This is a genomic window from Deltaproteobacteria bacterium, assembly GCA_016709225.1.
GTDB lineage: Bacteria > Myxococcota_A > Polyangia > Nannocystales > Nannocystaceae > Xiheibacterium > Xiheibacterium phototrophicum.
The window spans coordinates 616,901-640,653 of the sequence record JADJEE010000001.1 but is presented as its reverse complement, the minus strand read 5'-3'; the positions used below and the strand labels follow the sequence as shown (position 1 = coordinate 640,653).

The 23,753-nt window shown below is 71.1% G+C and carries 22 protein-coding genes; 14 read left to right on the top strand and 8 right to left on the bottom strand.

All coding sequences use genetic code 11. The features are described 5' to 3' along the window. Positions 1-2: 2 nt before the first annotated feature. Positions 3-1,388, bottom strand: a complete 1,386-nt coding sequence (locus IPH07_02690; protein MBK6916286.1) for a site-specific DNA-methyltransferase — start codon at positions 1,386-1,388, stop codon at positions 3-5. Continuing rightward, a complete protein-coding gene (locus IPH07_02685) occupies positions 1,389-2,759 on the bottom strand; it encodes a MiaB/RimO family radical SAM methylthiotransferase (protein MBK6916285.1) in 1,371 nt (456 codons plus the stop codon). Between IPH07_02685 and IPH07_02680 the strand changes: the two genes are divergently transcribed. Then, a complete protein-coding gene (locus tag IPH07_02680; protein MBK6916284.1) occupies positions 2,752-3,807 on the top strand; it encodes a M20/M25/M40 family metallo-hydrolase in 1,056 nt (351 codons plus the stop codon). The two genes, IPH07_02685 and IPH07_02680, sit on opposite strands and share 8 nt — an antisense overlap. 17 nt (positions 3,808-3,824) lie before the next feature. Here IPH07_02680 and IPH07_02675 read toward each other — a convergent pair whose 3' ends face one another. Next, positions 3,825-4,121, bottom strand: a complete 297-nt coding sequence (locus IPH07_02675) for a hypothetical protein (GenBank protein MBK6916283.1) — start codon at positions 4,119-4,121, stop codon at positions 3,825-3,827. Between the two features lie 301 nt (positions 4,122-4,422). Here IPH07_02675 and IPH07_02670 point away from each other — a divergent pair, with 301 nt between their 5' ends. The 4 genes from IPH07_02670 to IPH07_02655 all read left to right on the top strand — a co-directional run bounded on the left by IPH07_02670 (position 4,423) and on the right by IPH07_02655 (position 7,123). Then, positions 4,423-4,746 carry a hypothetical protein gene (locus tag IPH07_02670; protein MBK6916282.1) on the top strand — a complete coding sequence of 108 codons (324 nt, stop codon included), beginning with the start codon at positions 4,423-4,425 and terminating at the stop codon, positions 4,744-4,746. Positions 4,747-4,782: 36 nt separating this feature from the next. Beyond that, complete coding sequence (locus IPH07_02665; GenBank protein ID MBK6916281.1) at positions 4,783-5,253, top strand: DsbA family protein; 471 nt, start codon at positions 4,783-4,785, stop codon at positions 5,251-5,253. Between the two features lie 203 nt (positions 5,254-5,456). Further along, positions 5,457-6,302 (top strand): thioredoxin domain-containing protein, encoded by an 846-nt coding sequence (locus IPH07_02660; GenBank protein MBK6916280.1) that lies wholly within the window; start codon positions 5,457-5,459, stop codon positions 6,300-6,302. 95 nt (positions 6,303-6,397) lie between these two features. Continuing rightward, positions 6,398-7,123 (top strand): YebC/PmpR family DNA-binding transcriptional regulator, encoded by a 726-nt coding sequence (locus IPH07_02655; protein MBK6916279.1) that lies wholly within the window; start codon positions 6,398-6,400, stop codon positions 7,121-7,123. Between the two features lie 12 nt (positions 7,124-7,135). Here the strand turns inward: IPH07_02655 and IPH07_02650 are convergent, their stop codons facing one another. After that, complete coding sequence (locus IPH07_02650) at positions 7,136-8,146, bottom strand: SUMF1/EgtB/PvdO family nonheme iron enzyme (protein MBK6916278.1); 1,011 nt, start codon at positions 8,144-8,146, stop codon at positions 7,136-7,138. 79 nt (positions 8,147-8,225) lie between these two features. On the opposite strand from IPH07_02650, the gene IPH07_02645 reads away from it, so the two are divergent. Together IPH07_02645 and IPH07_02640 are read left to right on the top strand one after the other, a co-directional pair. Further along, on the top strand, positions 8,226-9,317 hold the full coding sequence (locus tag IPH07_02645; protein MBK6916277.1) for a hypothetical protein: 1,092 nt from the start codon (positions 8,226-8,228) through the stop codon (positions 9,315-9,317). Positions 9,318-9,469: 152 nt separating this feature from the next. Next, positions 9,470-10,249, top strand: a complete 780-nt coding sequence (locus tag IPH07_02640; protein MBK6916276.1) for a hypothetical protein — start codon at positions 9,470-9,472, stop codon at positions 10,247-10,249. A gap of 55 nt (positions 10,250-10,304) precedes the next feature. Here the strand turns inward: IPH07_02640 and IPH07_02635 are convergent, their stop codons facing one another. Both IPH07_02635 and IPH07_02630 read right to left on the bottom strand, forming a co-directional pair. Beyond that, complete coding sequence (locus IPH07_02635) at positions 10,305-10,754, bottom strand: SRPBCC domain-containing protein (GenBank protein MBK6916275.1); 450 nt, start codon at positions 10,752-10,754, stop codon at positions 10,305-10,307. Further along, on the bottom strand, positions 10,751-11,149 hold the full coding sequence (locus tag IPH07_02630) for a winged helix-turn-helix transcriptional regulator (protein ID MBK6916274.1): 399 nt from the start codon (positions 11,147-11,149) through the stop codon (positions 10,751-10,753). Before IPH07_02630 ends, IPH07_02635 begins: the two co-directional genes overlap by 4 nt. 193 nt (positions 11,150-11,342) lie before the next feature. On the opposite strand from IPH07_02630, the gene IPH07_02625 reads away from it, so the two are divergent. Further along, complete coding sequence (locus tag IPH07_02625) at positions 11,343-11,981, top strand: class I SAM-dependent methyltransferase (GenBank protein ID MBK6916273.1); 639 nt, start codon at positions 11,343-11,345, stop codon at positions 11,979-11,981. Positions 11,982-11,994: 13 nt separating this feature from the next. Here the strand turns inward: IPH07_02625 and IPH07_02620 are convergent, their stop codons facing one another. After that, complete coding sequence (locus IPH07_02620; protein ID MBK6916272.1) at positions 11,995-15,303, bottom strand: cobalamin-dependent protein; 3,309 nt, start codon at positions 15,301-15,303, stop codon at positions 11,995-11,997. A gap of 704 nt (positions 15,304-16,007) precedes the next feature. Between IPH07_02620 and IPH07_02615 the strand changes: the two genes are divergently transcribed. The 6 genes from IPH07_02615 to IPH07_02590 all read left to right on the top strand — a co-directional run bounded on the left by IPH07_02615 (position 16,008) and on the right by IPH07_02590 (position 22,793). Next, complete coding sequence (locus IPH07_02615; GenBank protein MBK6916271.1) at positions 16,008-17,531, top strand: serine/threonine protein kinase; 1,524 nt, start codon at positions 16,008-16,010, stop codon at positions 17,529-17,531. Positions 17,532-17,624: 93 nt separating this feature from the next. Next, positions 17,625-18,896, top strand: a complete 1,272-nt coding sequence (locus IPH07_02610; GenBank protein MBK6916270.1) for a S1 RNA-binding domain-containing protein — start codon at positions 17,625-17,627, stop codon at positions 18,894-18,896. Positions 18,897-18,922: 26 nt separating this feature from the next. Continuing rightward, positions 18,923-20,248 carry a HAMP domain-containing histidine kinase gene (locus IPH07_02605; protein ID MBK6916269.1) on the top strand — a complete coding sequence of 442 codons (1,326 nt, stop codon included), beginning with the start codon at positions 18,923-18,925 and terminating at the stop codon, positions 20,246-20,248. Further along, complete coding sequence (locus IPH07_02600) at positions 20,245-20,808, top strand: response regulator (GenBank protein ID MBK6916268.1); 564 nt, start codon at positions 20,245-20,247, stop codon at positions 20,806-20,808. The genes IPH07_02605 and IPH07_02600 overlap by 4 nt, the downstream gene beginning before the upstream one ends. 7 nt (positions 20,809-20,815) lie before the next feature. After that, complete coding sequence (gene thpR, locus IPH07_02595; protein MBK6916267.1) at positions 20,816-21,349, top strand: RNA 2',3'-cyclic phosphodiesterase; 534 nt, start codon at positions 20,816-20,818, stop codon at positions 21,347-21,349. 97 nt (positions 21,350-21,446) lie between these two features. Further along, positions 21,447-22,793 carry a hypothetical protein gene (locus IPH07_02590; GenBank protein MBK6916266.1) on the top strand — a complete coding sequence of 449 codons (1,347 nt, stop codon included), beginning with the start codon at positions 21,447-21,449 and terminating at the stop codon, positions 22,791-22,793. Between the two features lie 4 nt (positions 22,794-22,797). On the opposite strand, the gene IPH07_02585 is transcribed toward IPH07_02590, so the two are convergent. Beyond that, positions 22,798-23,745, bottom strand: a complete 948-nt coding sequence (locus IPH07_02585; GenBank protein MBK6916265.1) for a hypothetical protein — start codon at positions 23,743-23,745, stop codon at positions 22,798-22,800. Positions 23,746-23,753: the final 8 nt, after the last annotated feature.

The window sequence follows — 23,753 nt, the reverse complement described above, 5'->3', positions numbered from 1 at the left end:
GCTCACGCACCTCGCACTCGAGCGTCGTCGTCGGCTTCGACCCGCAGCGACGCGACCGCGCGCGCGCCGAAGGCCGCGTGCAGACGTGCGCGCGCGATCGCGGCGACATCCGTCAAGCCGGCCTTGGCGGCGGCCGAGCTCGTCGGCGTCGGCTCGGGCCACTGCACGAGCACGCACTTGCGCCGGCCGCCGTCGCGGCGGTTCTGCTCGGCGACCGCCAGCGCGGTGGTGCCGGAGCCGGCGAAGAAGTCGAGCACGATGCCATCCTTGCCGCAGCCGAGCTCGACGCAGCGTCGCACCAGCTCGATGGGCTTGGGGTGATCGAACAGCGCCGCGCCGAGCTCCTTGCGCAGCTCGATGCTGCCCTGCTCCGAGCGCAGCGCGGGGTCGTCCCACAGCGCGCGGGCCTTGGTGGTCTGCTTGCGGTGCTTCTCGTAGATGTTGCAGCCGCCGTCGCGACGCCGCCGCGCGACGACCTCGCTGCCAGCCGCGTCGCCCGGCACGATCGCGGCGCGCAGCTTGGGCTGCCCCCACCGCCACACGCTGTCGGCGCCCTCGCGGTTGCGCGGCCACACCTCGAGCCAGCCGCGGCGCGGCTCGAGCGCAGTCGGGTGGCACTCGAACGCGTCGACCCGCGAGGTGTCGACCCACACCGGGTAGAAGAGGTTGGGTCGGTTGGCCGGCGTGAAGCGAGGGTTGCGGTTGCGCAGCTCTCGGAGCTCGTAGGCGCCGCGACCATCGTCGTGCGGCAGCGTGACCTCGCGCGGCAGCTCGTGCACCCGCGGTGCGTCGCCGGCGGCGTAGCACAGCACGTACTCGTGGGTGACCGCGACCGGCAGATAGTCGCGGCCGCCGCGGTTGCTGACCACCACGATCTGCGCGACGAAGCGCTCGCGACCGAAGACCTCGTCGAGCAGCACCCGCAGGTGATGGACCTCGGCGTCGTCGATGCTCGCGAAGATCACCCCGTGCGGGGCCAGCAGCGCACGCGCCCGCAGCAGCCGCGGCAGCATCATCGCCATCCACGGCGCGCTGCGGCGGGCCTCGTGCTGCCGCGCCATCGGCCCCCGGGTGGCCGCGAAGCTGCGCACGCCTTCAGCGTAGATGCCCCGGTACACGAAGTCGCGGCCGCGGTTGTAGGGCGGGTCGATGTAGATCGCGTCGATGCGACCGCGGTAGCGCGGCTCGAGCAGCGCGAGCGCGTCGAGGTTGTCGCCCTCCACCAGCGTCACCGCGGCGGCGGTGCGTCGGGTGTCGCCGACCAAGCGGCCGCGCGGTGGCGCCACCGCGGCCGCCTCGGCCTGTGCACGACCGGGGAAGGCGAAGCCGAAGCCCTCGCGCCCGGCGGGCTGCACCGCCGACGACTCGCTCGCACCACGTCGCGCCATCTAGGGGACCAGGCTGGCGGCCTCGCCGTCGTCGTGCAGGCGCGCGCGCAGTCGCTGCCCGAAGGCGTCGCAATCGCCCGGCAGCCGCACGCGCAGATCGTGATCGCTCATCGCCCACAGCGCGCCGTCGCGATCGGGCGCACGGTGGCTGACGACGTCGAGCGTGGTGCCGATCGCGGCCGCACGGAAGCGGCGCTGCTGCTGCTGCGAGAGCGCGCGCAGCTGTGCCGCGCGGACGCGGATCGTGCTCGCGGGGACCGCGTCGGGCATCGACGCGGCGGCGGTACCGGGCCGCGGCGAGTACGGGAACACGTGCATCGCCGCCAGCGGTAGCGCGGCCAACACGTCGTGGGTGCGCGCGAAGGCGTCGTCGTCTTCGCCCGGGTGGCCTGCGATCACGTCGGTCGCGATCGCGAGCCCGGGTACGCGATCGATCGCCCGCTGCACCCGCTCGACGAACGCGCCCGTGCGGTGGGCCCGTCGCATGCGCGCGAGCACGCCATCGTCGCAGCTCTGCACCGGCAGGTGCAGGTGGCGACACAGCCGCCCGCGCTCGCGCGCGAGCAGATCGATGAGCGCATCGTCGAGCTCGTGGGGATCGATCGACGACAGCCGCAGTCGCGTCGCCCCCAGGTGGGGCAGCAGTCGCTGCACCAACCCGGCCACGCCACCGCGCTCGCCGAGGTCGCGCCCCCAGGTGCCCAGGTGCACGCCGGTCATCACGATCTCGGGCACGCCGGCGGCGACCAAGCCGTCGACGTGGGCCGCGATCGCGCCGAAGGGCAACGACCGCGAGCGGCCGCGCAGCTGCGGCACGATGCAGAAGCTGCATGCGTAGTCGCAGCCGTCCTGGACCTTGAGCAGCGCCCGCGCGCGTGCGTCGACGACCGGGGGCAACACCGCCAAGGGCGGCCGTCGCGACAGCTGCACCGGCGCCGGCGCCAGCGGCTCGCGACCGGCGTGCGCGAGCACGCGGGTGACCGCGGCGTCGGCATCGCGCACATCGAGCACGTCGAGCACCCCCGGCATCGCCGCGATCGCGGCGCCATCGGCGTGGGCCCAGCAGCCGCTCGCGATCACCTGCGCGCCGCCGCGACGCGCAACCCGACGCGTCAGCGCGCGCGCATCTGCCTCGGCCGACGCCGTGATCGCACAGCCGTGCACCACCACGAGCTCGGCATCGTCGATGCCCGCAGGCGCCAGACCGCGTTGATGCAGGCGTGCCGCCATCGCCTCGGCCTCCGAGGCCGAGACCCTGCAGCCGAAGCCGACCACCGCGACGCGCACCGGCGGCGACGCTAGCAGGGGCGTCGGCGCGGCGGCAACCGGGCGCGCGCAGGTCTTGCTACGCTCGCCGACGCCGGTGTCCATCACAGCCCCACGAACCGCGCTCGCGTGGGCGCTGGCATGCGCGGCCTGCCCCGCGACGGACGACGACCGCGGCGCACAGCCGTGGACCACCGAGGCGACGACGTCGAGCGACGGCAGCAGCACCGTCGGCGCCGAGCTCGAGGCCAGCAGCCACGGCGACCCGAGCGACGGCGGCAGCTCGACCGCCGCCGGCACCGACGACACCGCCGTCGACGACAGCACCGGCGCGCCCGCCTGCGAGCCGCCGCCGCCCGATCCGTCGTGGCTCGAGGACGAGATCGTCGACGTGGTCGAGCACCTCGGCGGGGTGCAGCCCATCGACGGCGTGCTGCTCGGCGATCGCGCCAACCCGCAGCGCCGCGCGCTGGCGGCGGGCTGGCTGCAGCAGCGCTTCGTCGATCTCGGACTCGACACCGAGCTGCACGAGTACGGCTCCGGCACCAACGTGATCGCGCGCTTGCCCGCGACCGGTGCGTCGCAGGGCACGTGGGTGCTCGGGGCCCACTACGACAGCGTGCCCGGCAGCCCCGGTGCCAACGACAACGCCACCGGCGTCGCGATCGTCGTCGCCGCCGCGCGACAGCTCGCGACGCTGCCGTGCCGCAGCCACGACGTGTTGTTCGTCGCCTTCGACGAGGAGGAGCTGGGCCTGGTCGGCAGCGGCGCGATGGCGGCCAAGCTGGTCGCCGATCGCGAGCCGGTCATCGCGGTGCACACCATCGATCAGATGGGCTGGGATCAAGACGGCGATCGCCGCGTCGAGCTCGAGCGCGCCGACGCGGGGCTGTTCGAGTTCTACGACGACGTGGTCGACGAGCTGCCGGCCATCGAGGGCCTCACGCCGACCGACACCGGCTTCACCGATCACGTGTCGTTTCGCGCGCAGGGCTTCGCCGCGGTCGGGCTCACCGAGGAGTACGTCTCGGGCGACACCACGCCGCACTACCACCAGTCGAGCGACACCGTCGACACCGTCATGCCGGCGTACACGCGCACCACCGCGACGCTGGTGAACCTCGCGTTCGCCCGCGCGATCACACCGCCCTGAGAGCCGGCGTGCCCGCGTCAGCGTGGCTTGCGACGCGGGCGATCGAGGGCCGGCAACAACCGCGGCAGCACCCGCATGCGCCGGCCCAGCTCGCGCACGAAGATGCCGGTCAGCTGCCCCGCGAGCTCGAGCATGCTCGAGGCCCGCAGCTCGATCGCCACCTCGGTGTCGGTCGCGGCGTCGACCATGGCCCCCCGCGCCACCGTCCGCACCCCGTCGGAGCGGATCTCCACCGCCATGCGGGCCACCACCGGCAGCTCCTCGTCGCGGGCCAGGGCCTCGGCATCGTCGCGGGGGAGCAGTTCGGTGGCCATCGCGCTGGATCCTCTCATGGGCGCTGGGGGGCCGCCGCGGGCCCTCGCATGACCCAACGGGTGCGCCCGTGCGCTGCGTTCGCCCACGGTCTGCGCCAGCTCACGGGCCCCGCAAGGGCAGCCCCACGCCCCCGTTGCGCCCACGCGCGGCGCGGCGCGCCCCGTTGCCCCCGGGCTTGTCGTGCCCCACACCCCCCGATATGCTCCGCGCCCACTCGACGTTCTTGGGGCCGCGGGAACCCCCAAAGTCCCCAAGGGGTCGGGAGTCTTCGCTTTCACAAGCGCCAAGGAGCAATATCGCATGAAACCCAGATACCCGAGCCTCGCCTGGCTCGGTGCCGCCGGCTTGCTGGTGGGCTGTCAGGGGTCGGGATCGTTCGCCAAGCTGCAAGAGTCCATCGCTGGAATCGAGCAGAAGCAGGACGCCATCCTCGCCAAACTGGACACCCTCGAGCAGAAGATCGGCAACGCACCCGCAGCTGGGCCGCAGAAGCCCGGTGCCGACAAGGGCCCTCGCCCTGGTCAGCCCGATCCCAAGGTCACCTACAAGGTTCCAGTCTCTGGCTGGTCCAAGGGCCCCGACGACGCGAAGGTCACGATCGTCGAGTGGTCCGATTTCCAATGACCGTTCTGCGGGAGGGTCGGTCCGACCCTCAAGGAAATCGTCGACGAGTACAAGGGTGACGTTCGCGTCGTCTACCACAACAACCCGCTGCCGATGCACAACCGTGCCCAGCCAGCGGCGCAGGCGGCCGAAGCGGCCGGCAAGCAGGGCAAGTTCTGGGAGATGCACGACAAGATCTTCGAGAACATGAAGGACTTGACCGATGAGAACTTCGCCAAGTGGGCGGGGGAGATCGGACTCAACGTCGAGCAGTTCAAGAAGGACATGGAAGATCCGGAGGTCAAGAAGAAGATCGCGGATCAGCAGAAGCTCGGCATCCAGCTGGGCGCACGGGGAACCCCGGCATTCTTCATCAACGGCCGCTACCTGAGCGGCGCGCAGCCGAAGGAAGCGTTCAAGGCCCTCATCGACGAGGAAATGAAGAAGGCCGACGCACTCATCGCCAAGGGCATCGCGAAGGACAAGGTCTACGAAGAGACCATCAAGAACGGCAAGACCGCTCCCTAAGCGTGCACACGCCAAGGGGGCTGTCGCCGACGGCCCCTGACGGCACCTCCGCCGCACGCCCCTCACGACGGGCACCGCGGCGGACGACGACCCCAGGGCCTACCCAGGACCTGGGGTCGTCTCGTTTCCGGGTCTGAAACCACGAATCACCGCCGACGACAGGTCGGCAACGAAGCAAAACCACCATGAGGAGTCATGACATCATGAAGAACAAGTTCATCACCGGTGCGGTCGGCATCGGCATCGCCGCGAGCCTCTCGATCGGCTGCCAGGGATCCGGTTCGTTCGCCAAGCTGCAGGAGTCCATCGCCGGCATCGAGCAGAAGCAGGACGCGATCCTCTCCAAGCTCGACGGCCTCGAAGCCAAGATCGGTGCGATGCCGGCCGGCGGCCCCGCCAAGCCCGGCGCGGCCGACCCCAAGGCCCAGCGCCCCGGCCAGCCCGACCCCAAGGCGACCTACAAGGTCGAGGTCGGCGACGCGTACACCAAGGGCGGCGCGCAGCCGAAGGTCACCATCGTCGAGTGGTCCGACTTCCAGTGCCCGTTCTGCAACCGCGTGGTCCCGACCATGGGCGAGCTGGTCAAGGACTACGGCGACGACATCGCGATCGCGTTCAAGCACAACGCGCTGCCCATGCACAACCGCGCCAAGCCGGCCGCGCTCGCGGCCGAGGCCGCCGGCAAGCAGGGCAAGTTCTGGGAGATGCACGACCTGATGTTCGCCAACAACAAGGACCTCACCGACGAGAACTTCGTCAAGTGGGCGGGCGAGATCGGCATCGACGTCGAGCAGTTCAAGAAGGACCTCGCCGACCCGGCGCTCAGCAAGAAGGTCGACGACAACCAGAAGCAGGGCACGCAGCTGGGCGCCCGCGGCACGCCGGCGTTCTTCGTGAACGGCCGCTACCTGAGCGGCGCGCAGCCCAAGGAGGCGTTCAAGGCCCTCATCGACGAGGAGATGAAGAAGGCCGACGCGCTGCTGGCCAAGGGCATCAGCAAGGACAAGCTGTACGCCGAGGTCATCAAGGCCGGCAAGACCGCGCCGTAGCCGTCACGCCGCCTCGGCGTGCGTGTGAAGGGGGGGTCCGCGCGTCCGCGGGGCCCCCCTTTCCTGTTGGCGGCGGCATCGGGTAGAAGGCAGCCATGGGCCGCACGTTCGAGAACCGCCGCCAGCAGATCATGAAGCGAGGCGATCGCGACGCCAAGGCGTTCACGCGCTGCGGGCGTCAGATCAGCATGGCCGTGAAGGCCAGCGGGCCCGATCCCGCCGGCAACGCGGCGCTGCGACGCGCGATCCAGAACGCACGCGCGGCCAACATGCCCAAGGACAAGATCCAGGGCGCGATCGACAAGGCCGCCGGCGTCGGCGGCGGCGCCGACTTCCAGGAGGTGCTGTACGAGGGCTACGGCCCGCACGGCATCGCGCTGTTGGTGCTGTGCGCGACCGAGAACCCCACGCGGACCGTCGCCAACCTGCGCTTCGCGTTCAAGAAGGGCAACGGCAACCTCGGCTCGAGCGGCAGCGTCGCCTTCATGTTCGACCAGTTCGCGGTGTTCCGACTCTCGCCCGAGGGCCTCGACCGCGACAGCCTCGAGCTCGAGCTCATCGATCACGGCCTGGAGGCGATGGTCGACGGCCAGGACGACGACGGCAAGCCGCTGGTGGTGCTGCGCTGCGCGCGGGAGAACTTCGGCGCGCTGCAGACCGGGCTCGAGGCCAAGGGCGTCGCGGTGGTGTCGTCGGGCTTCGAGTGGGTCGCAAAGAACACCACCTCGCTCGAGGAGTCGCAGGCCGACGAGGTCATCGAGCTCATCGACAAGCTCGAGCAGGACGACGACGTCCAGCAGGTCTTCCACACCCTCGAGTAGCGGCGCCGCGCGCTACTTCGCAGCGTCGAGCGCGGCGGCCTCGTCGAGGCTGGCCGCACAGCGGAACCCGAAGTGGTGGAACGGGTCGTTGCTGGGCACGTGCGCGCGCCGGTAGATGCCGGTGGCCTTCTCGTCTTCCCAGTACCACGAGCCACCGCGCACGATCTTGTTGCGCGTGGTGGCGCAGGTCGGCTGGTCGGCGCACGGGCCCTTGGGATCGAGGCCCTCGCAGTCGGCACCGCAGCTCGCCCAGCTCTTGCTGTTCCAGTCGGCGACCCACTCCCACGAGTTGCCGACCATGTCGAAGAGATCGTAGACGCCGGCCGGACGCGAGCCGACGTCCCACGGGCGTCCGGTCTCGGGCTTGCTGAACTGCTTCTTCAGGCCGCAGCCGCGACCGCTGGCGTCGCGATAGATCGCGCGCTCGCAGGTGACCGGATCGTTGCCCCACGGATAGCGCGCGCCATCGGGGCCGCGCGCCGCCTTCTCCCACTGCGCTTCGCTGGGCAGGTGCTTGCCCATGATGCGGCAGTACTCGACCGCGTCGAACCAGCTCACGCCGGTCATCGGCATGTTCGGGTGATCGTAGTCGGTGTAGCGCGGCCGGGCCTTGGGGCAGCCCTTCTCCTTCATGCACGCGTTGTACTGCGCGTAGGTGACCTCGTGACGGTCCATGAAGAACGTCTGCGCCCACACCGTCGCCGCCGGGCGAGCGTTCTCGGGGCCATCGTCGGCGCCGCGGATGAACGGGCCGCCCGGGATGCAGGCCATGTCGTCGGGGCTGCCGGCCGGACACGGCAGCATCGCGGTGCCGTCGGGTGCGACCGGCAGCGCCGCGGGCGTGGCGGCGGGCGCCGCAGCAGCCGCGGGCGCGGCGGGTGGCGCCGGGCTGGCTTCGATCGCGATGGGTGCCGGTGCGTCGCCCTTCGCCGGCGTGGCGGCGGCGGGCTCGGGGCTCGGGGCCGAGGGGCTGCGACCATCACAGGTCGCGACCGCGAGGAGCAACGCCAGGGTGATCCGCATGCGCGCGCACGTCTTTAGCAGAGCGACACACCGCCGCGCCAGTTCCGAAGCGCGTCGGTCCTGCTAGCGTGGTGTCGTCATGGCAACTCGGGTCGGAATCACGGCGGCGTCATGGGTGATGGCGGGGGCGATGGCGGCGGCCACGGCCTGCGGCAGCGATGGCGACGGCACCAGCTCACCGTTCGACTCGGGCTCGGCGACCACCACGGCCACGGGCGGCATGACGGCGGCCGACACCAGCACCTCGGCGCAAAGCGGCACCGCGACCACCGTCGGCAGCACCGCGGCCGACAGCACCGACGCCACCGGCGGGCTCAAGCTCGATGTCGGCTCGCCCGGCACCACCGGCAACGTGACCGACGGCAACGACGGCTGCACCTTCGTGGACCTGCTGTTCGTGATCGACAACTCGCCGTCGATGGGCCCCTACCAGGAGGCGCTCGCGGCCGCGTTCCCCGGCTTCGTCGATGCGATGGTCTCGAACCTGCCGCCGGGCACCGACCTCCACGTCGGCATCACCACCACCGACTTCAACTGCGGCAGCGGCGGCTGCTCGTGCAGCGAGGCCACGCTCAACTGCCACAGCACCGCGAGCATGCAGGCGATCCTCGACCACTACGACACCCCCGACGGCGGCAACAACGGTGGCAACGGCTCGCAGGGTCGGCTGTACCAGTACATGGGCATGAACTACTTCGCGACCACGACCGACCAGGACCCCGCGGCCCTGAAGGCGTGGTTCACCGGCGCCGCGGTGGCGGCGGGCGAGACCGGCTGCTCGTTCGAGATGTCGTCGGCGGGGGCCGGCTACGCCGCGCACCCGGCCAACGCGGCCGACAACGCCGGCTTCTTCCGCGACGAGGGTGCGGTGCTGATGATCTTCATCCTCACCGACGAGCCCGACAAGTCACCCGAGGGCACCGCCGCCTACCACGACATGATCACCGCCGTGAAGGCCGGCTGCGGCGGCGACGAGTGTGTGCTGACCGCGGGCCTCATCGACAGCTGCGTGCAGGCCAACGACGATCCGGTGTGGCAGTTCTTGAGCAGCTTCGGCGAGGCCCCGACGTGGGGCGACATCGACGACACCACGCAGTACACCGACGTGGTCGGCGACGCGCTCGCGGGCATCGTCGGCGAGACCTGCATGATGATCCCGCCGGCGGGGTGACGCGGTGATCGCCGCCCCGCTCGTGGCGCACCTCGGAGGCTCCGCGAGCCCACTGGCCGCGCCCTGCAAGACCGCAGCAAGCCCGTGGAAAAGAACTCCCCCGGCCACCGCAGCACCGGCCCATGCTCGGACTCGAGGAGGCCACCCCAAAGATGACGTCCCCACCGTCGTTCGTGAGGTTCGCACTTTGCTGCGCCGTACTGCTCGCGCCCAGCGTGGGCTGTCGCGCGCCGACCGACGGGCGGCCATTCGCAGGCACGGCTGCCGACGGCAGCAGTGGAGGATCCGGCAACGCGCTCGACGCCAGCAGCAGTGGCAGCGCGGCCACGACGTCGGCCGGGGTCGAGTCGGGCGAGTCGAGCACTTCGCACGGCATCGACGTGGGCAGCTCGAGCGGCGGCGGACCTTCGGTCACTGCGATCGACCTCCACGACGTCGTGCTGCATGACAACCCGCCCGAGCTCGCCGACTGGCCGATCACGACCACGCTGACGCGGGTCGAGTTCCGCGTCGACGGCGGTACCGACGGCAACGGTGGCGTGTTTGTCGAGTTCGACAAGAAGGACGGCGACGGGCGCTGGCCCGACATCGTCCCGCCCGGCTGGGACGGCCCGCTCTACTACACACTTGGCCTGGTCGAGAACATCGGTGGGCAGTGGCACGCATCGGCCGCGATGCAGTACTGGTACGGACTCGACGTCAACGGCGGAAACGTCGGCGCCGACGGCCAAGTCGCGATGAACTGGTACTACGACGCACACTGGGGCGAGATGGCAGGCCATCAGCCCACACAGGGCAAGAGCATCGGTGTGTTCATCGTCGCCGGCAACCTTCGCGGCGTCCTCGACGGCAGTCAGTCCCCGGTGCAGGAGCGATCCGACGTGGTGGTGGTGCCGTTCCCAGGCCCCGAGGGGGCCACGCACGCGTTCTGACGCAGCCGGCGACACGGAGCCGACGACGGCATCCACCCCTCCGAGCGAAGGCAGCTCACGGGGCGAGAGAGCCGCGACGTCGTCGGGCGAAGTGCACGAGATTGTCGAGCGTGCGATCGGTGTTGGTGGCCGCGCCGACCTGCAGCAGGTGGGCGAGCTGCTCGGCCGAGCTGCAGCGGATCGTGACACGCATGCGCGTGCCCTCGGCGACGGTATCGAGCACGACGGTGCCGATCGAGCCGAGCGCCTCGAACACCAGCTTCGCCGGCGGCTCGACCCGCTCGTAGGTACCGGTGAACGGCGGGCTGTGGCCCTCGTTCACGAAGCAGAAGCTGCCGCCCGGGCGCAGATCGATCTCGCAGCGCGCCAGCTTCGCGCCGGTCGGATCCCACCACTGCGAGAGCTGCTCCGGCCGCGTCCACGCGTCGAAGACCTCCTCGCGGGAGGCGGGCACCGTGCGTTCGAAGGCGATCGTGAGGGTCGAGTGGTCGATGTGATGGTTCATGGGGTCTTGCCGGCCTTTCGTCGTGATCGTCGGGGTGCCGTGGCGGTCGTCGATGGGCGCGCGGCCGCGGTCGCACGCCCACCGAGGAAGGACTCGAGGCGATCGAGGCGGCGCTCCCACTGCGCCCGGAACGGCGCGAGCCATACGTCGGCGGCCGCCAGCGGCCCACCCACGACCAAGCTGCGTGGACGTCGCTGCGCATCGCGAGCGGTGCGGATGAGCCCGGCGTCCTCGAGCACGCGCAGGTGTCGCGAGATCGTGGGCTGCGCCATCTCGAAGGGCGCCGCGAGCTCGGCGACGGTCGCATCGCCCTGCGCGAGGCGGCGCAGGATCGATCGCCGCGTCGGGTCGGCCAGGGCCGCGAAGACGTGGTTCAGGCGCGCCTCTTCGTTCATGCTCACTTCGCTATATAGCATGTTGGCTATATTTGCAAGCACCGCGCATCACCCCCTCGCTCCCGGCCCACCGACGCGGCGGGCCGAGGCCCGCTGCGCAAGCGGGCACCGCCATGTTCCATGGTGCGATTTGGGCCGTGTCCACCGGTGCCTTGCCGAGCCCTGCCGCCGCGCGACAAGATGCGATCGAGCGATGCCTTCGACGTGGCGAGCCGACGCGCTGCAGGCCCGCACTGCGATCGCAGCCGGCCGGCTGCGCGGTGCGACGCTGCGCGATCGCATCCGCCGGCAGCCGGTCGAGCTGCGCGATGGATGGCTCGACGTCGCGCTCGACCTACCGGCCCTGCCGCCCGACTCGCCGCTGCCCCGCGGCGCGGTGCCGTACCTGCCCGCCGGTGTCGACGCGATCCTCGGTCTGGTCGAGCGCGCGCCGCTTCGCCGGCACGACACGCTGGTCGACATCGGCGCCGGGCTCGGCCGCGTGGTGATGCTGGCCGCGCTGCTGACCGGTGCGACCGCCACCGGCGTCGAGCTGCAGGCACCGCTGGTGGCGGCGGCCCGCCACATCGCGGCGTCGCTCGGCGACGTGAGGGTCTCGTTCGTGCACGGCGACGCGCGCGAGATCCTGCCCGACGGCAGCGTCTACGTGATGTACGCCCCGTGCAACGGCGCGATGCTGCAGGCCGTGCTCGCACGGCTCGAAGCGTACGCGCACCGGCGCGCGTACGTGCTGGTCACCATCGACCTGCCGCTGCCGCCGTGCGCGTGGCTACGGCCACGCGGCGGCGACGACGACGACGCGGTACAGTGCTTCGACGCCGGCGTCGTGTGATCGTGCGCGGCGATCACATCGAGCGGCGGTACTCGCCGCCGACCTCGAACAGCGTGTGCGTGATCTGCCCGAGGCTGGCCACGCGCACGGTGTTCATCAGCTCCTCGAAGATGTTGCCGCCCGCGAGCGCGACCTGGCGCAGCTTCGCGAGCGCGGCCGGGGCGGCATCGGCGTGCCGCTGCTGGAAGCTCTCGAGCCGTTCGATCTGCGCCCGCTTCTCGGCCTCGCTGGCCCGCGTGATCTGCATCGCGGCGGCCTGGGCGTTCACGTCGAGATCGGGGTTCACGAAGGTGTTCACGCCGACGATCGGCAGCGCGCCGCTGTGCTTGCGGTGCTCGTAGTCGAGGCTCTCGTCCTGGATCTTGCCGCGCTGGTACTGCCGCTCCATCGCCCCGAGCACGCCGCCACGCTCGTCGAGCCGCATGAACTCGTCGAGTACGGCCTCCTCGACCAGCTCGGTCAGGGTCTCGACGATGAACGAGCCCTGCAGGGCGTTCTCACACTTCGCGAGGCCCTGCTCCTTGGTGATGATGAGCTGGATCGCCATCGCCCGACGCACGCTGGCCTCGGTCGGCGTCGTGATGGCCTCGTCGTAGGCGTTGGTGTGCAGGCTGTTGCAGTGGTCGTAGTAGGCGAACAGCGCCTGCAGCGTGGTGCGGATGTCGTTGAAGTCGATCTCTTGGGCGTGCAGCGAGCGACCGCTGGTCTGCACGTGGTACTTGAGCTTCTGGCTGCGCTCGGCCGCGCCGTAGCGATCGCGCATCGCGATGGCCCAGATGCGCCGGGCGACCCGGCCGATCACGGTGTACTCGGCGTCGAGCCCCATCGAGAAGAAGAAGCTCAGATTGGGCGCGAAGTCGTCGACCTTCAGGCCCCGCGCCAAGTAGTACTCGACCAGCGTGAAGCCGTTCGAGAGCGTGAACGCCAGCTGGCTGATGGGGTTCGCACCGGCCTCGGCGATGTGGTAGCCGCTGATCGACACCGAGTAGTAGTTGCGCACCTGCTTCGCCACGAAGTAGGCCTGGATGTCGCCCATCATCCGCAGCGCGAACTCGGTCGAGAAGATGCAGGTGTTCTGCGCCTGGTCCTCCTTGAGGATGTCGGCCTGCACGGTGCCGCGGACCTGCTGCAGCGTGCGATCGCGCAGCGTCGCCCACTCGTCGGCCGACAGCGCGCGACCGAGCTCGGCCTCGCGCAGCGCGACCTGCTGATCGATCGCGGTGTTCATGTACAGCGCCAGCAGGATCGGCGCGGGGCCGTTGATCGTCATGCTCACGCTGGTGTTCGGCGCGCACAGATCGAAGCCCGCGTAGAGGTCCTTGGCGTCGTCGAGCGTGCACACCGACACGCCGCTCTCGCCGATCTTGCCGAAGATGTCGGGGCGCTCGTCGGGGTCCTGGCCGTAGAGCGTGACCGAGTCGAACGCGGTCGACAGCCGCTTGGCCGGCTCGCCCGCCGACAGGTAGTGGAAGCGCTCGTTGGTGCGGCCGGGCCCGCCCTCACCGGCGAACATGCGCTTGGGATCCTCGCCCTCGCGCTTGAACGGGAACACGCCGCCGGTGAACGGGAACTCCCCCGGCGCGCCCTCGAGCAGGCCGAAGCGCACCAACGCGCCGGGCTCGTCGTCCGCCGGCAGGCACACCCGCGGCACCCGCGTGCCCGACAGCGTCTGCGTGTGTGTGGGGTAGCGGACCTCGCTGGCGCGGATCTTCACCACGTACTCGGGCTGCGCGTAGGCCTCGCGCAGCGCCGGCAGCGATTGCAGCACCCGCTCGGCATCGGCCGACACCGCCCGATCGGCGCGCGCGATGGCCTGCTCGAGCCACGCGCCGGTCTCGGCGGGCGCGCCCGGTAGCGCGGCCACGCGCCGCAGCGCCGCACGCTCGCGCACGGCCTCGACCTGCACCGCCACGGACTTCTTGTAGCTGCGCACGCAGCTGGCGATCTCACCCAGGTAGCGCACGCGATCGGGCGCGATGAGATCGCTGGTCTCGGATGCGACCTTCACCTGGTCGGCCGGCACCGCCGAGCGCCACGGACGCTCGCCGATCTCCGACAGCGAGCGACACAACGCGCCGTACAGGCCGTTCACGCCGGCGTCGTTGAAGCGACTCGCGACGGTGCCGAACACCGGCAGCGCGTCGTCGGGCACGCTGGGATCGAAGAGCTTGCGGTTGCGTCGCAGCTGCTTGCGGACGTCCCGTAGCGCGTCCTTGCTGCCGCGACGTTCGAACTTGTTGATGGCGACATGGTCGGCGACATCGAGCATCTCGATCTTCTCGAGCTGCGACGGCGCGCCGTACTCCGCGGTCATCACGTACAGCGTGCGATCGGCCAGCCGCGTGATCTCGGCGTCGCCCTGCCCGATGCCGCTGGTCTCGACGATGACGAGGTCGTAGCCGGCCAGCTTGCACAGCCGCACCGCGTCATCGGTGGCCTTGGCGAGCTCGCGACCGGCGTCGCGCGTGGCCATGGAGCGCATGTACACCCGTGGGTTGCGCAGCGCGTTCATGCGGATGCGATCCCCCAGCAGCGCACCGCCGGTGCGCCGACGCGTGGGATCGACCGAGATGATCGCCAGCGAGCGATCGGGATGATCCCGCAGCAGCCGAAGGATCAGCTCGTCGCACAGCGAGCTCTTGCCGGCACCGCCGGTGCCGGTGACCCCGAGCGTCGGCACCGTCGGCACTGGCCGCGACTGCATCGCGGCCCGCAGCGCCGCCGCGGCCGCGTCCTCGCGCTCGAGCACCGAGATGAGTCGCGCCAGGCGGCTCACGGCCCCCGGCTCGGGCCGGATGGCCGAGCCCTGCCCCAGCTTCGCCAGTTCGGCGATCGGATCGGCGGGCGCGGTCGAGACATCGGCGCCGCGCAGGATCATGTCGATCATCCCCTGCAGGCCGAAGTTGCGACCGTCTTCGGGGCTGAAGATGCGCGCGATCCCGTAGGCGTGCAGCGCCTCGATCTCGCGGGGCACGATGACCCCGCCGCCACCGCCCCAGATCGTGATGTGCCCCGCACCCTTGGCGCGCAGCAGATCGTGCATGTACTCGAAGTACTCGACGTGTCCGCCCTGATAGGAACTGCACGCGATCGCCTGCGCGTCCTCCTCGATCGCCGCGTCGACGACCTCCTCGGCGCCGCGGTTGTGGCCGAGGTGGATCACCTCGGCGCCGCTGCTCTGCAGGATCCGCCGCATGACGTTGATCGCAGCATCGTGGCCGTCGAAGAGCGACGCCGCGGTGACCACCCGGACCTTGTGCTGACAGACGTAGGGCCCGGCGTCGGGGGTCGTATCGGAGGACCGAGCAGCGGCGGATCGCATGGGCCCTTCACACCACAATCGCGCGCCGACGGCCAGCCCGGCCGCGCAGCGCGGGCCTGCGGCTTGGCGGGGCCCGTGCGGGTTTGGGCCCCGCGCCCACGGCGGGGGCCCGCGCCGGCGGGCGATCACGCGCGCGTGGTACCCCGCGCACGGTGCCCAGCGATCGCGGTCCATGGGCCATCCACCAGTGGATCGCGCGGATCGCCAGCAAGGCACGCGGCGAACCAGAGACTCCAGTTGCACCGAAGGGCGCCCGCACGCGCACCGGCATCGGTGTGGCCCCGCTCACGCCCTCGTCGCGGGGCCAGTGCCGCGCGGGCGACCGCGTCGAAACGTCGTTCACGCGACGACCGATCGGGCCATGCGCCCGGTCTCGCAACCGCGGCCAATCGCCGCGCTTGGGTTCGATCCAGACGCGCCGCGAGCCCCGCAAAAGCGGTTGGCAACCGCGCGCGCCCGTGCCATGTACGCCGCTCGCCCGGGCGCGCCCTCCCCACGACAGGGCGACGACGACGGCGGCGAGCCGCCCGAGCCGCCCGACCCGTCCGAGCCGTCCGACCTGCCCGACCCGTCCGAGATGATACCCGCGCGCTCCGCCACCCGTTCGAACCGCCCCGGCACAGGTCTGCCGTTTGGGCGCGCCGCGAAGGTCGGAGTACACTTGCTTACCGGACTCCCCTCACGCTCGCTCGTTTCTCCCTCCCATGGCCGATCGTCCGACAGGGTTCCAGAAGACCGCGCGCCTCGATGCGTCGGGGCCGAGCCGCGACGCGGATGCGAGCGGACACGCCGCCACCTCGCCCCATCCGTCGACGGTGTCGGCGGAGACCTCCCTCGCCGGCGCCTCGGCATCGAGCATCGAGATGGTCGTGTCGGATGATCTCGGCCGCACGATCGCCGGCCGCTATCGCATCACGGACGTGATCGGCGAGGGCGGCATGGGCGTCGTCTACGAAGCCTGGGACGCCCAGGTCGAGCGCAAGGTCGCCATCAAGCTCGTGCGATCGGACTCGACCTCCGATCGCAAGTTCCTCAGCCGCTTCCGTCGCGAGCTCGAGATCACCAGCCAGCTGCGTCACCCCTCGACGATCCGCGTGTTCGAGCACGGCGAGACCGAGGACGGTCGGCCGTACATGGTGATGGAGCTGCTGACCGGCGAGAGCCTCGCCGATCGGATGGAGCGCGGAGCGATCCCCGAGATGGAGGCGCTGCAGGTCGCGCGGCAGGTCGCCGAGAGCCTCAGCGAAGCCCACGAGCACGGTGTGTTCCACCGCGACTTGAAGCCCGACAACATCTTCATCGAGACCGTCGGCGTGTCGAAGGTCGTGAAGGTGCTCGACTTCGGCATCGCCGGTGGCGTCGACGCCACGCGCCTGACCCAGGCCGGCGAGGTGTTCGGCACGCCGCAGTACATGTCGCCCGAGCAGTGCAACGGCCTGCCGCTCGATCACCGCACCGACATCTACTCGCTGGGCTGCATCCTCTACGAGATGATCGAGGGCCGCCCGCCGTTCTCGGCCGAGACCCCGATGGCGACGATGCTCAAGCACGTGCGCGCCAAGGTCCCGGCGCCGCGACGCGCGAGCACCGAGACCGCGCGCGTGATGCTGATGGGCCTGCGCAAGGACCGGGCGAAGCGCATCCAGACCGCGGGTCGCTTCGCCGAGCTCATCGGCCACTGCATCGGCGCGCTGCGTGCGATGAAGGAGGGCCGCCCGCCCGACAGCAGCAAGGTGATGTCGGTCGGCGCCCAGCACAGCACCGGCTCGATGCAGGTGCCGCAGTCGATGCCCGCGACCGCACCGATGCCGGCCGGGCACCACTCCAACGTCGACAAGAAGGGCCTGCTGATCGTGCTGGGCCTGGGCGGCCTGGCGCTGCTGCTGGTGGTGGTGCTGGTGTTCGGCGATCTCGGCGGCAGCAAGTCGCAGGGCACCGAGACCACGCCGCCGGCGAACACCACCGCCGCGCCCGAGACGCCCGCGAACAACCCCAAGAGCTACCCGTTCAACCGCGCGCTGGTGCGCGCCAACGTGCCCGGCGCGAAGGTGTTCGTCGACGGCACCGAGCAGTGCGAGACGCCGTGCGAGATCAAGGTTCCCGTGGGCGACGACACCGCCCACGAGATTCGCCTGACCAAGGACGGCTACGTCGACGTGGTGCAGAACTGGCGCCCGAAGAACGTCGGCGAGCCGCTGCCGCCGCTGCCCGACATGCGCAAGCTCTGACGCCGCGAGGCGAGCGGCGTCCGGGATGCCCGCTTCGCGGCCCGATTGCCGCGGCTTGCATCGCGCCGGGCGCTGGGGCGATAGTCGGCCGCGATGGCCTCCGACGACGACTTCGCGGCGCTGTTCGAACAATCCGCGAGCAACGCCCCGCGCGCCCGCAAGCTCCGCGCCGGTGAGGTGGTCGACGGCACCGTGGTCGCGATCGGCGACGACACGGTGTTCGTCGACGTCGGCACCAAGGCCGAGGCCCGGCTCGATCGCGGCAGCGTCGTCGACGGCGACGGCAAGCTGCGGGTCGGACTCGGCGATCGCGTGCGCGTGACGGTCGTGAACCCGGGCGGCCGCGAGGCGCCGATCGTCGCGATGCAGCTCGGGCGCGGTGACATCGACGTGACGATGCTCGAGGCCGCGGTCGAAGGTGGCACCCCCGTCGAGGGCGAGATCGTCAAGGCGGTCAAGGCCGGGCTCGAGGTGATGGTCGGCAACGTCCGCGCGTTCTGCCCCGCCAGCCAGGTCGAGATCGGCCCGTCGGGCGAGCTGGCCAACTGGGTCGGTCAGCGCCACTTCTTCCGCGTCATCGAGGTCCGCGAGGGTGGCCGCAGCGTGATCGTGTCACGGCGCGCGCTGCTGCAGGCCGAGCGCGCCGCCCGGGCCGAGCAATTGCTGTCGAAGCTCGAGGTTGGCGCCGAGCTCGAAGGCATCGTGCAGACCATCCAGCCCTACGGCGTCTTCGTCGACCTGGGTGGCGTCGAGGGCCTGGTCCACATCTCGGAGCTCGGTCACGGCCGCGTCGCGTCGCCGAACGACGTCGTGAGCGTCGGCGAGTCGGTGCGCGTGAAGGTGTTGTCGATCGAGAGTGCAGCCAAGGGCGGCGCGCGCATCAGCCTGTCGATGAAGGCGTTGGTGCAGCCGGACGCGGTCAGCAGCAAGGCGCCCGCCGACGAAGTGCTCACCGGCACGGTCGCGCGCATCGAAGGCAACGGCATCTTCGTCGACACCGCCCAGGGCGGCGGCTTCGTGCCGACCGCAGAGCTCGACCTGCCGCCCGGTGGCGATCCGCGGCGCACGTACGAGATCGGGCAGAGCATCGAGGTCGTGCTGCTGCGACGCGACGCCGGCGGCAAGCTGCGCCTCAGCGTCCGCAAGGTCGCCGAGGCCGAGGCGCGACGGAACTTCCGCGACTTCCGCAGCGGCGTGGCGAAGGCCGGCACCTCGCTCGGCAGTCTCGGCGATCTGTTCAAGGGCCGCCTGCCCTCGGTGCCCGCGGGTCCGGCCCGCAGCGCCGCCGCAGAGCCCGGCGACGCGGCGCGCGAGCCCCGACGCAAGTCGACCGACCCCGCCGTTCGCACCGGCAAACCGCGCTGACGCCCATCGACGGGCCAGGACACAGGGTGGCGCAGCACGTTCGACACAGCCACGCGCTGACCCTGCAGACCCTCGTGACCACGCGCTGGCTGCTGCTCGGGCTGTGGGCGTTGGTGTTCGTCGTGCGCTGGTGGTCACCGCCGTCGGCCGACCACGCCCTCGGCTGGACCACCGCGGTGCCGCCGTGGCGCGCCGGCGTCGCGGTGCTGCTCGTGTGGGGCTCGTGCAACGTCGGCACGCGGCTATGGGCGGCCTCGCGCGACGTGATCACGCCCGGGTTCGTGGGCGCGCAGGTCTTGCTCGATCTGTTGGTCTCGTTGGTGCTGCTGCAGCTCTCCGGCGGCGCCGATCACCCCTTCACCGCGCTGCTGCTGGTGCCGATCGTGCTCGCGACCGCGCTCTCGCCCCGCTGGGCCGCCGCGGCCGTCGGCATCGCGGTGCTGGGCTTCGGCGCCTTGATGGTCGCGAACTCGATCGCGCACGGCAGCAGCGAACGTCGCGGCCTGCTGCACGGCAGCTGGCTCGCGCTGCTGTGCCTTGGAGCGCTCGTGGCGTGGTTGGTCCAACAGCTGATGGGTGCCCTGTCACGATCGCGCGCCGAGCTCGAACAGCTGCGCGACGCGACCATCCAGGATCAACACCTCGCCGCCCTCGGCACGCTCGCGGCCGGTGCCGCCCACGAGCTCGGCACGCCGCTGGGCACCGTGAACCTCCTCGCGGGCGAGCTGCCGCACATGGAACCCGAGGAGCAGCGCACGGCGATCGACACCATCAAGCGCGAGGTCGAGCGGTGCAAGGACATCCTGCATCGCATGGCCAGCCCCGAGGTGCGCGTGAGCGCGCTATCGGCCCGTGACGCACAACCGTGGTTCCTGTGCGAGCTGCAGGACGAGCTCGACGATCCCGAGGGCGTGAAGCTCACGTTCGTGGCCACCGCGGCGACCCGCGAGCTGCGCGGCACCACCACGCTGGCGCGTGCATCCCTGGGCCAGATCGTGCGGGAGCTGGTCACCAACGCCGCCGAGGCCTGTCGCCGCAAGCCCGGCACCCGCGGCGTCACCGTGCGCATCGACGTCGACGGTGACGAGGGGGTCATCGAGGTCGAGGACGACGGCGCCGGCATGGAACCGAGCGTCGCGGCGATGGTGTTCGATCCCTTCTTCAGCACCAAGCCCGAGGGACAGGGCATGGGCCTGGGGCTCTATCTCGCGCAGGCACAGATGCGCCAGCTCGGCGGCCGACTCGATCTACAATCGACGCCAGGCCGGGGTACCAAGGTCACCGTGCGGGTCACGCTACGACCGCCGGACCCGATGGCACTGCTCGGACCGATGACGGGATTGGGACGATGAACGCGGGCGCAACCGAGGTCGAAGGCGACACGCAAGAGACCATCTTGCTGGTGGATGACGACAAGGTCTTCTGCGGCGCGCTCGCGGGCGCGCTACGACGCCGAGGCTTCCGGGTGGTGGTGGCGCACAACGGCGACGACGCGATCGCCGAGGCCGGTGCGTGGCAACCCGAGCGCGCGCTCGTCGATCTGCGCATGCCCGGCAAGAGCGGCCTCGAGGTGGTGTCGGAGCTGCTGGGGATCACGCCGGGTCTGCGCATCATCGTGCTCACCGGCTACGGCAGCATCGCGACCGCGGTCGAGGCCATCAAGCTGGGCGCGATGCACTACCTGACCAAGCCCGCGAGCGTCGACGAGATCCTCGCGAGCTTCGATCGCACGCTCGCGGTCACCGAGGTCGAGGCCCCGAGCTCGCCGCGCCCGCTCGACGAGGTCGAGTGGGAGCACCTGCAGAAGGTCTTGACCGACTGCGGCGGCAACGTCTCGGAGGCCGCGCGTCGGCTCGGCATGCATCGGCGAAGCCTGCAGCGCAAGCTCGCGCGCGGCCGCCCCGAGGCCTGAGCTCGCCATGCGTGTGTTCGTTGCGCTCGAGCTGCCCGCGCCGGTGCGGGAGCACCTCGCGCTGGTCGGCGGCGGCATCCCGGGGGCCCGCTGGGAGCCGGCCGAGAACCTCCACCTCACGCTGCGCTTCATCGGTGAGCTCGAGGGTGCACCGCTGCGCGAGCTCCACGACGCGCTCGCGCAGGTGCGGTGCGAGCCCTTCCCGCTCACGCTCGCCCACGTGGGCTGCTTCCCGCCGCGCGGCCAGCCGCGGGTGCTGTGGATCGGCGTCGACGAGCCTGCGCCGGTGACCGAGCTGGCCCAGCGCATCGATCGAGCAGTGCGCAGCATCGGCCTGCCACCCGACGCCCGCAAGTTCGCCCCACACGTCACGCTCGCACGCCTGCACGACGCACCGCAGCAACGGCTCGCAGCGTTCTTCGCCCACCACGGCCTCCTGCGTACCGCGACGTTCGATGTCGACGGCTTCGCGCTGCACTCGTCGGTGCTGGGACATCGTGGCGCCCACTACCGCGTCGAGCGCCGCTGGGGCGGAACGTAGCGCAGGCGCACGCACCAGCGGCCGCAGCGGCGGAGCGTCGCAAGCGGCGCACGCACTTACGTCGCTCCAGCGGCCGTGTCATGCTTGGCGGCCTAGCATGGCCGGTCGGCGCCGCAGCATCTCGCCCCGCGTGGTCGGCCTCGTCGTGGTCGCACTGGGCTTGTTGCTGTTCGGTGGGCTGTTCCTGGTCGGCCAGCAGCAGGCGTTCTGGGTCCGCACCACCGAGGTCGTCACGGACTTCCGCACCATCACGGGGCTGCGTCGCGACAGCACCGTGCAGCTCGCGGGGGTCCGCATCGGCTCGGTGCAGGCGATCGACTTCGTGACCCGGCGCTACGTGTGCGACCCCTTGACCGAGGACTTCGGCCGCCACGGCGAGCGCCGCAGCAACGACTGCGACGCGATGCTGTTCTGCGCGACCAACGGCCTGTGCGCGTCGCTCGAGGGCTACGTCGCCAAAGCGATGCACCGCCCCTGCCTCGACGACGGCGACTGTGCGTCCGACGAGGTCTGCGTCACCACCGAGTTCCGCCGCCGCGCCCGACGGGTGGCGTGGCGCGGACCCGACGGGGTCTGTGCCCGCTACAACACCGACCACAAGCGCGTGCAGGTGACCATGCGAGTGCGCGAAGACAGCCTCGCGACCATCGGTAGCGACAGCCGCGCGACGGTCGTCAGCAGCGGTGTGCTCGGCGACCAGATGATCAACATCACCGCCGGCGGCCGCGACCCGCTACCGGCCGATCACCGCATCCAGTCGACCGCCTCGATGAGCGAGAGCCTGGGGCAGTTCCGCGAGAACTTCGTCGAGCTGTCCGACAAGGTCGAGTCGGGCCTCTCGGGCATCTCCTCGACCTTCGCCGAGCTCAACGACGAGAACACCATCTTGTCGGTCAAGCAGACCCTCGGGAAGCTCGAGGTCAACACCACCGAGATCGCCGCCGGTCGCGGCAGCGTCGGCGCCTTCATCGGCGACCCCGCGTACGAGGACGAGTTCGTGGCCACGCTGCGCAAGGCCCGGGACACCGCCACCTTCGTCGACGGTGTGGTCGCCGACGCCAGCCGCGGGCTCGCCAAGGTCGATCGCGACATCGGCCCCGACGTCGATGCGCTGCGCGGGAAGGTCGCCGACGTACGCGGCAAGCTGGCGCCGCTCGAGGTCCCCGCCGACGGCGCCGCGCCGACGCTGCTGCACGATCCCGATGGCCGCCTCACCGCCGAGTTCGAGCACTCGCTCACCAACGTCCGCAACGCCGCGGCAGCCGTCGCCATCGTCGCCGATCGCGTGGCCAAGGGCGAAGGCACCCTCGGCGCGCTGATCTACGACGAGAAGGTCCACCACGATCTCCACCTCGCCCTGGTCGACGTCGGCAAGGACTGGAAGGTCGGGCTGCTGGTGTGGCTGGCGCGTCGCGTGGGCCCCGAGTCGCCGAAGTCGCGCTGACGCGTCAGGCCGAGGTGATTGCACGCCGGGTCGCAGCGCCCGGCGCAGTGTCGTCGAGCCAGACCCCGCCGTCGTCGTCGATGCGCACACCGAGCGAGCGCCAGATGTCGTCGAGATCGACGTCGCCGGGCGCCGCCGCCAGGCGTGCGAACACCGAGGACAGCACCGCGTGGCCGGTGGCCCGATCGCCGACCTCGCACACGCGCGCGGTGCTCCAGTCCTGCCGCGCGTTGCCTCCCGCCGCGACGATGCCGCGCACGGCGTCGCGGATGCTCGCTCGACCACCGCTGGCCTCGCGCAGCTCGAGGTCGACCATGAACCAGAACAACGTGCCGCCCCAGTATGTGCGGCCCCATGTGTGGGTGTTGGCGAGGCCGCGATCGCCGGGCCCCGGTCGGCCGTGGTGCATCGATGCGGTCCAGCGCTCCCACACCCGCGTCACCGACAGCGCGCCGGCCCGCGCGCGCACGATGGGCTCGAGGTACGTCGAGAGTCCTTCCTGCATCCACCGCTGATCGTCGGGCAGGTCGGGGAAGCACGCGTGCAGCTGCTCGTGGACCATCACCCAGTCGGCGCGGAAGCCCTCGGCATCGGTCTGTCGGCCGTAGCGCACGCGGATCCACCGACCGTCACGATGACTCCCGAAGCCGACGCCACGGCCGGAGGTCGCGACCAAGGTGAGCTCGAGATCCGGCACCGGCATCCGCCCGCCGTAGTAGGCGGCGATCATCGCGGCGGCGTCGGCGGCCCAGCTCGACAGCAGTGGCAAGGCGGCGGGCTCACGCCCTTCGCTGCGGATCCGCAGCCGTGCGCCGGCAACCTCGCGCACCGCCTCGCGCTCGGGTGAGCGTGGCGTGCCCGGGGTCGCCCGCGGGCCGCAGCCGACCACCGCGGCGCCGGCCAATGCGCGGGAGAACTGACGTCGTCGCATGCGATCGCTGCCCGAGAGCATGACGCGAA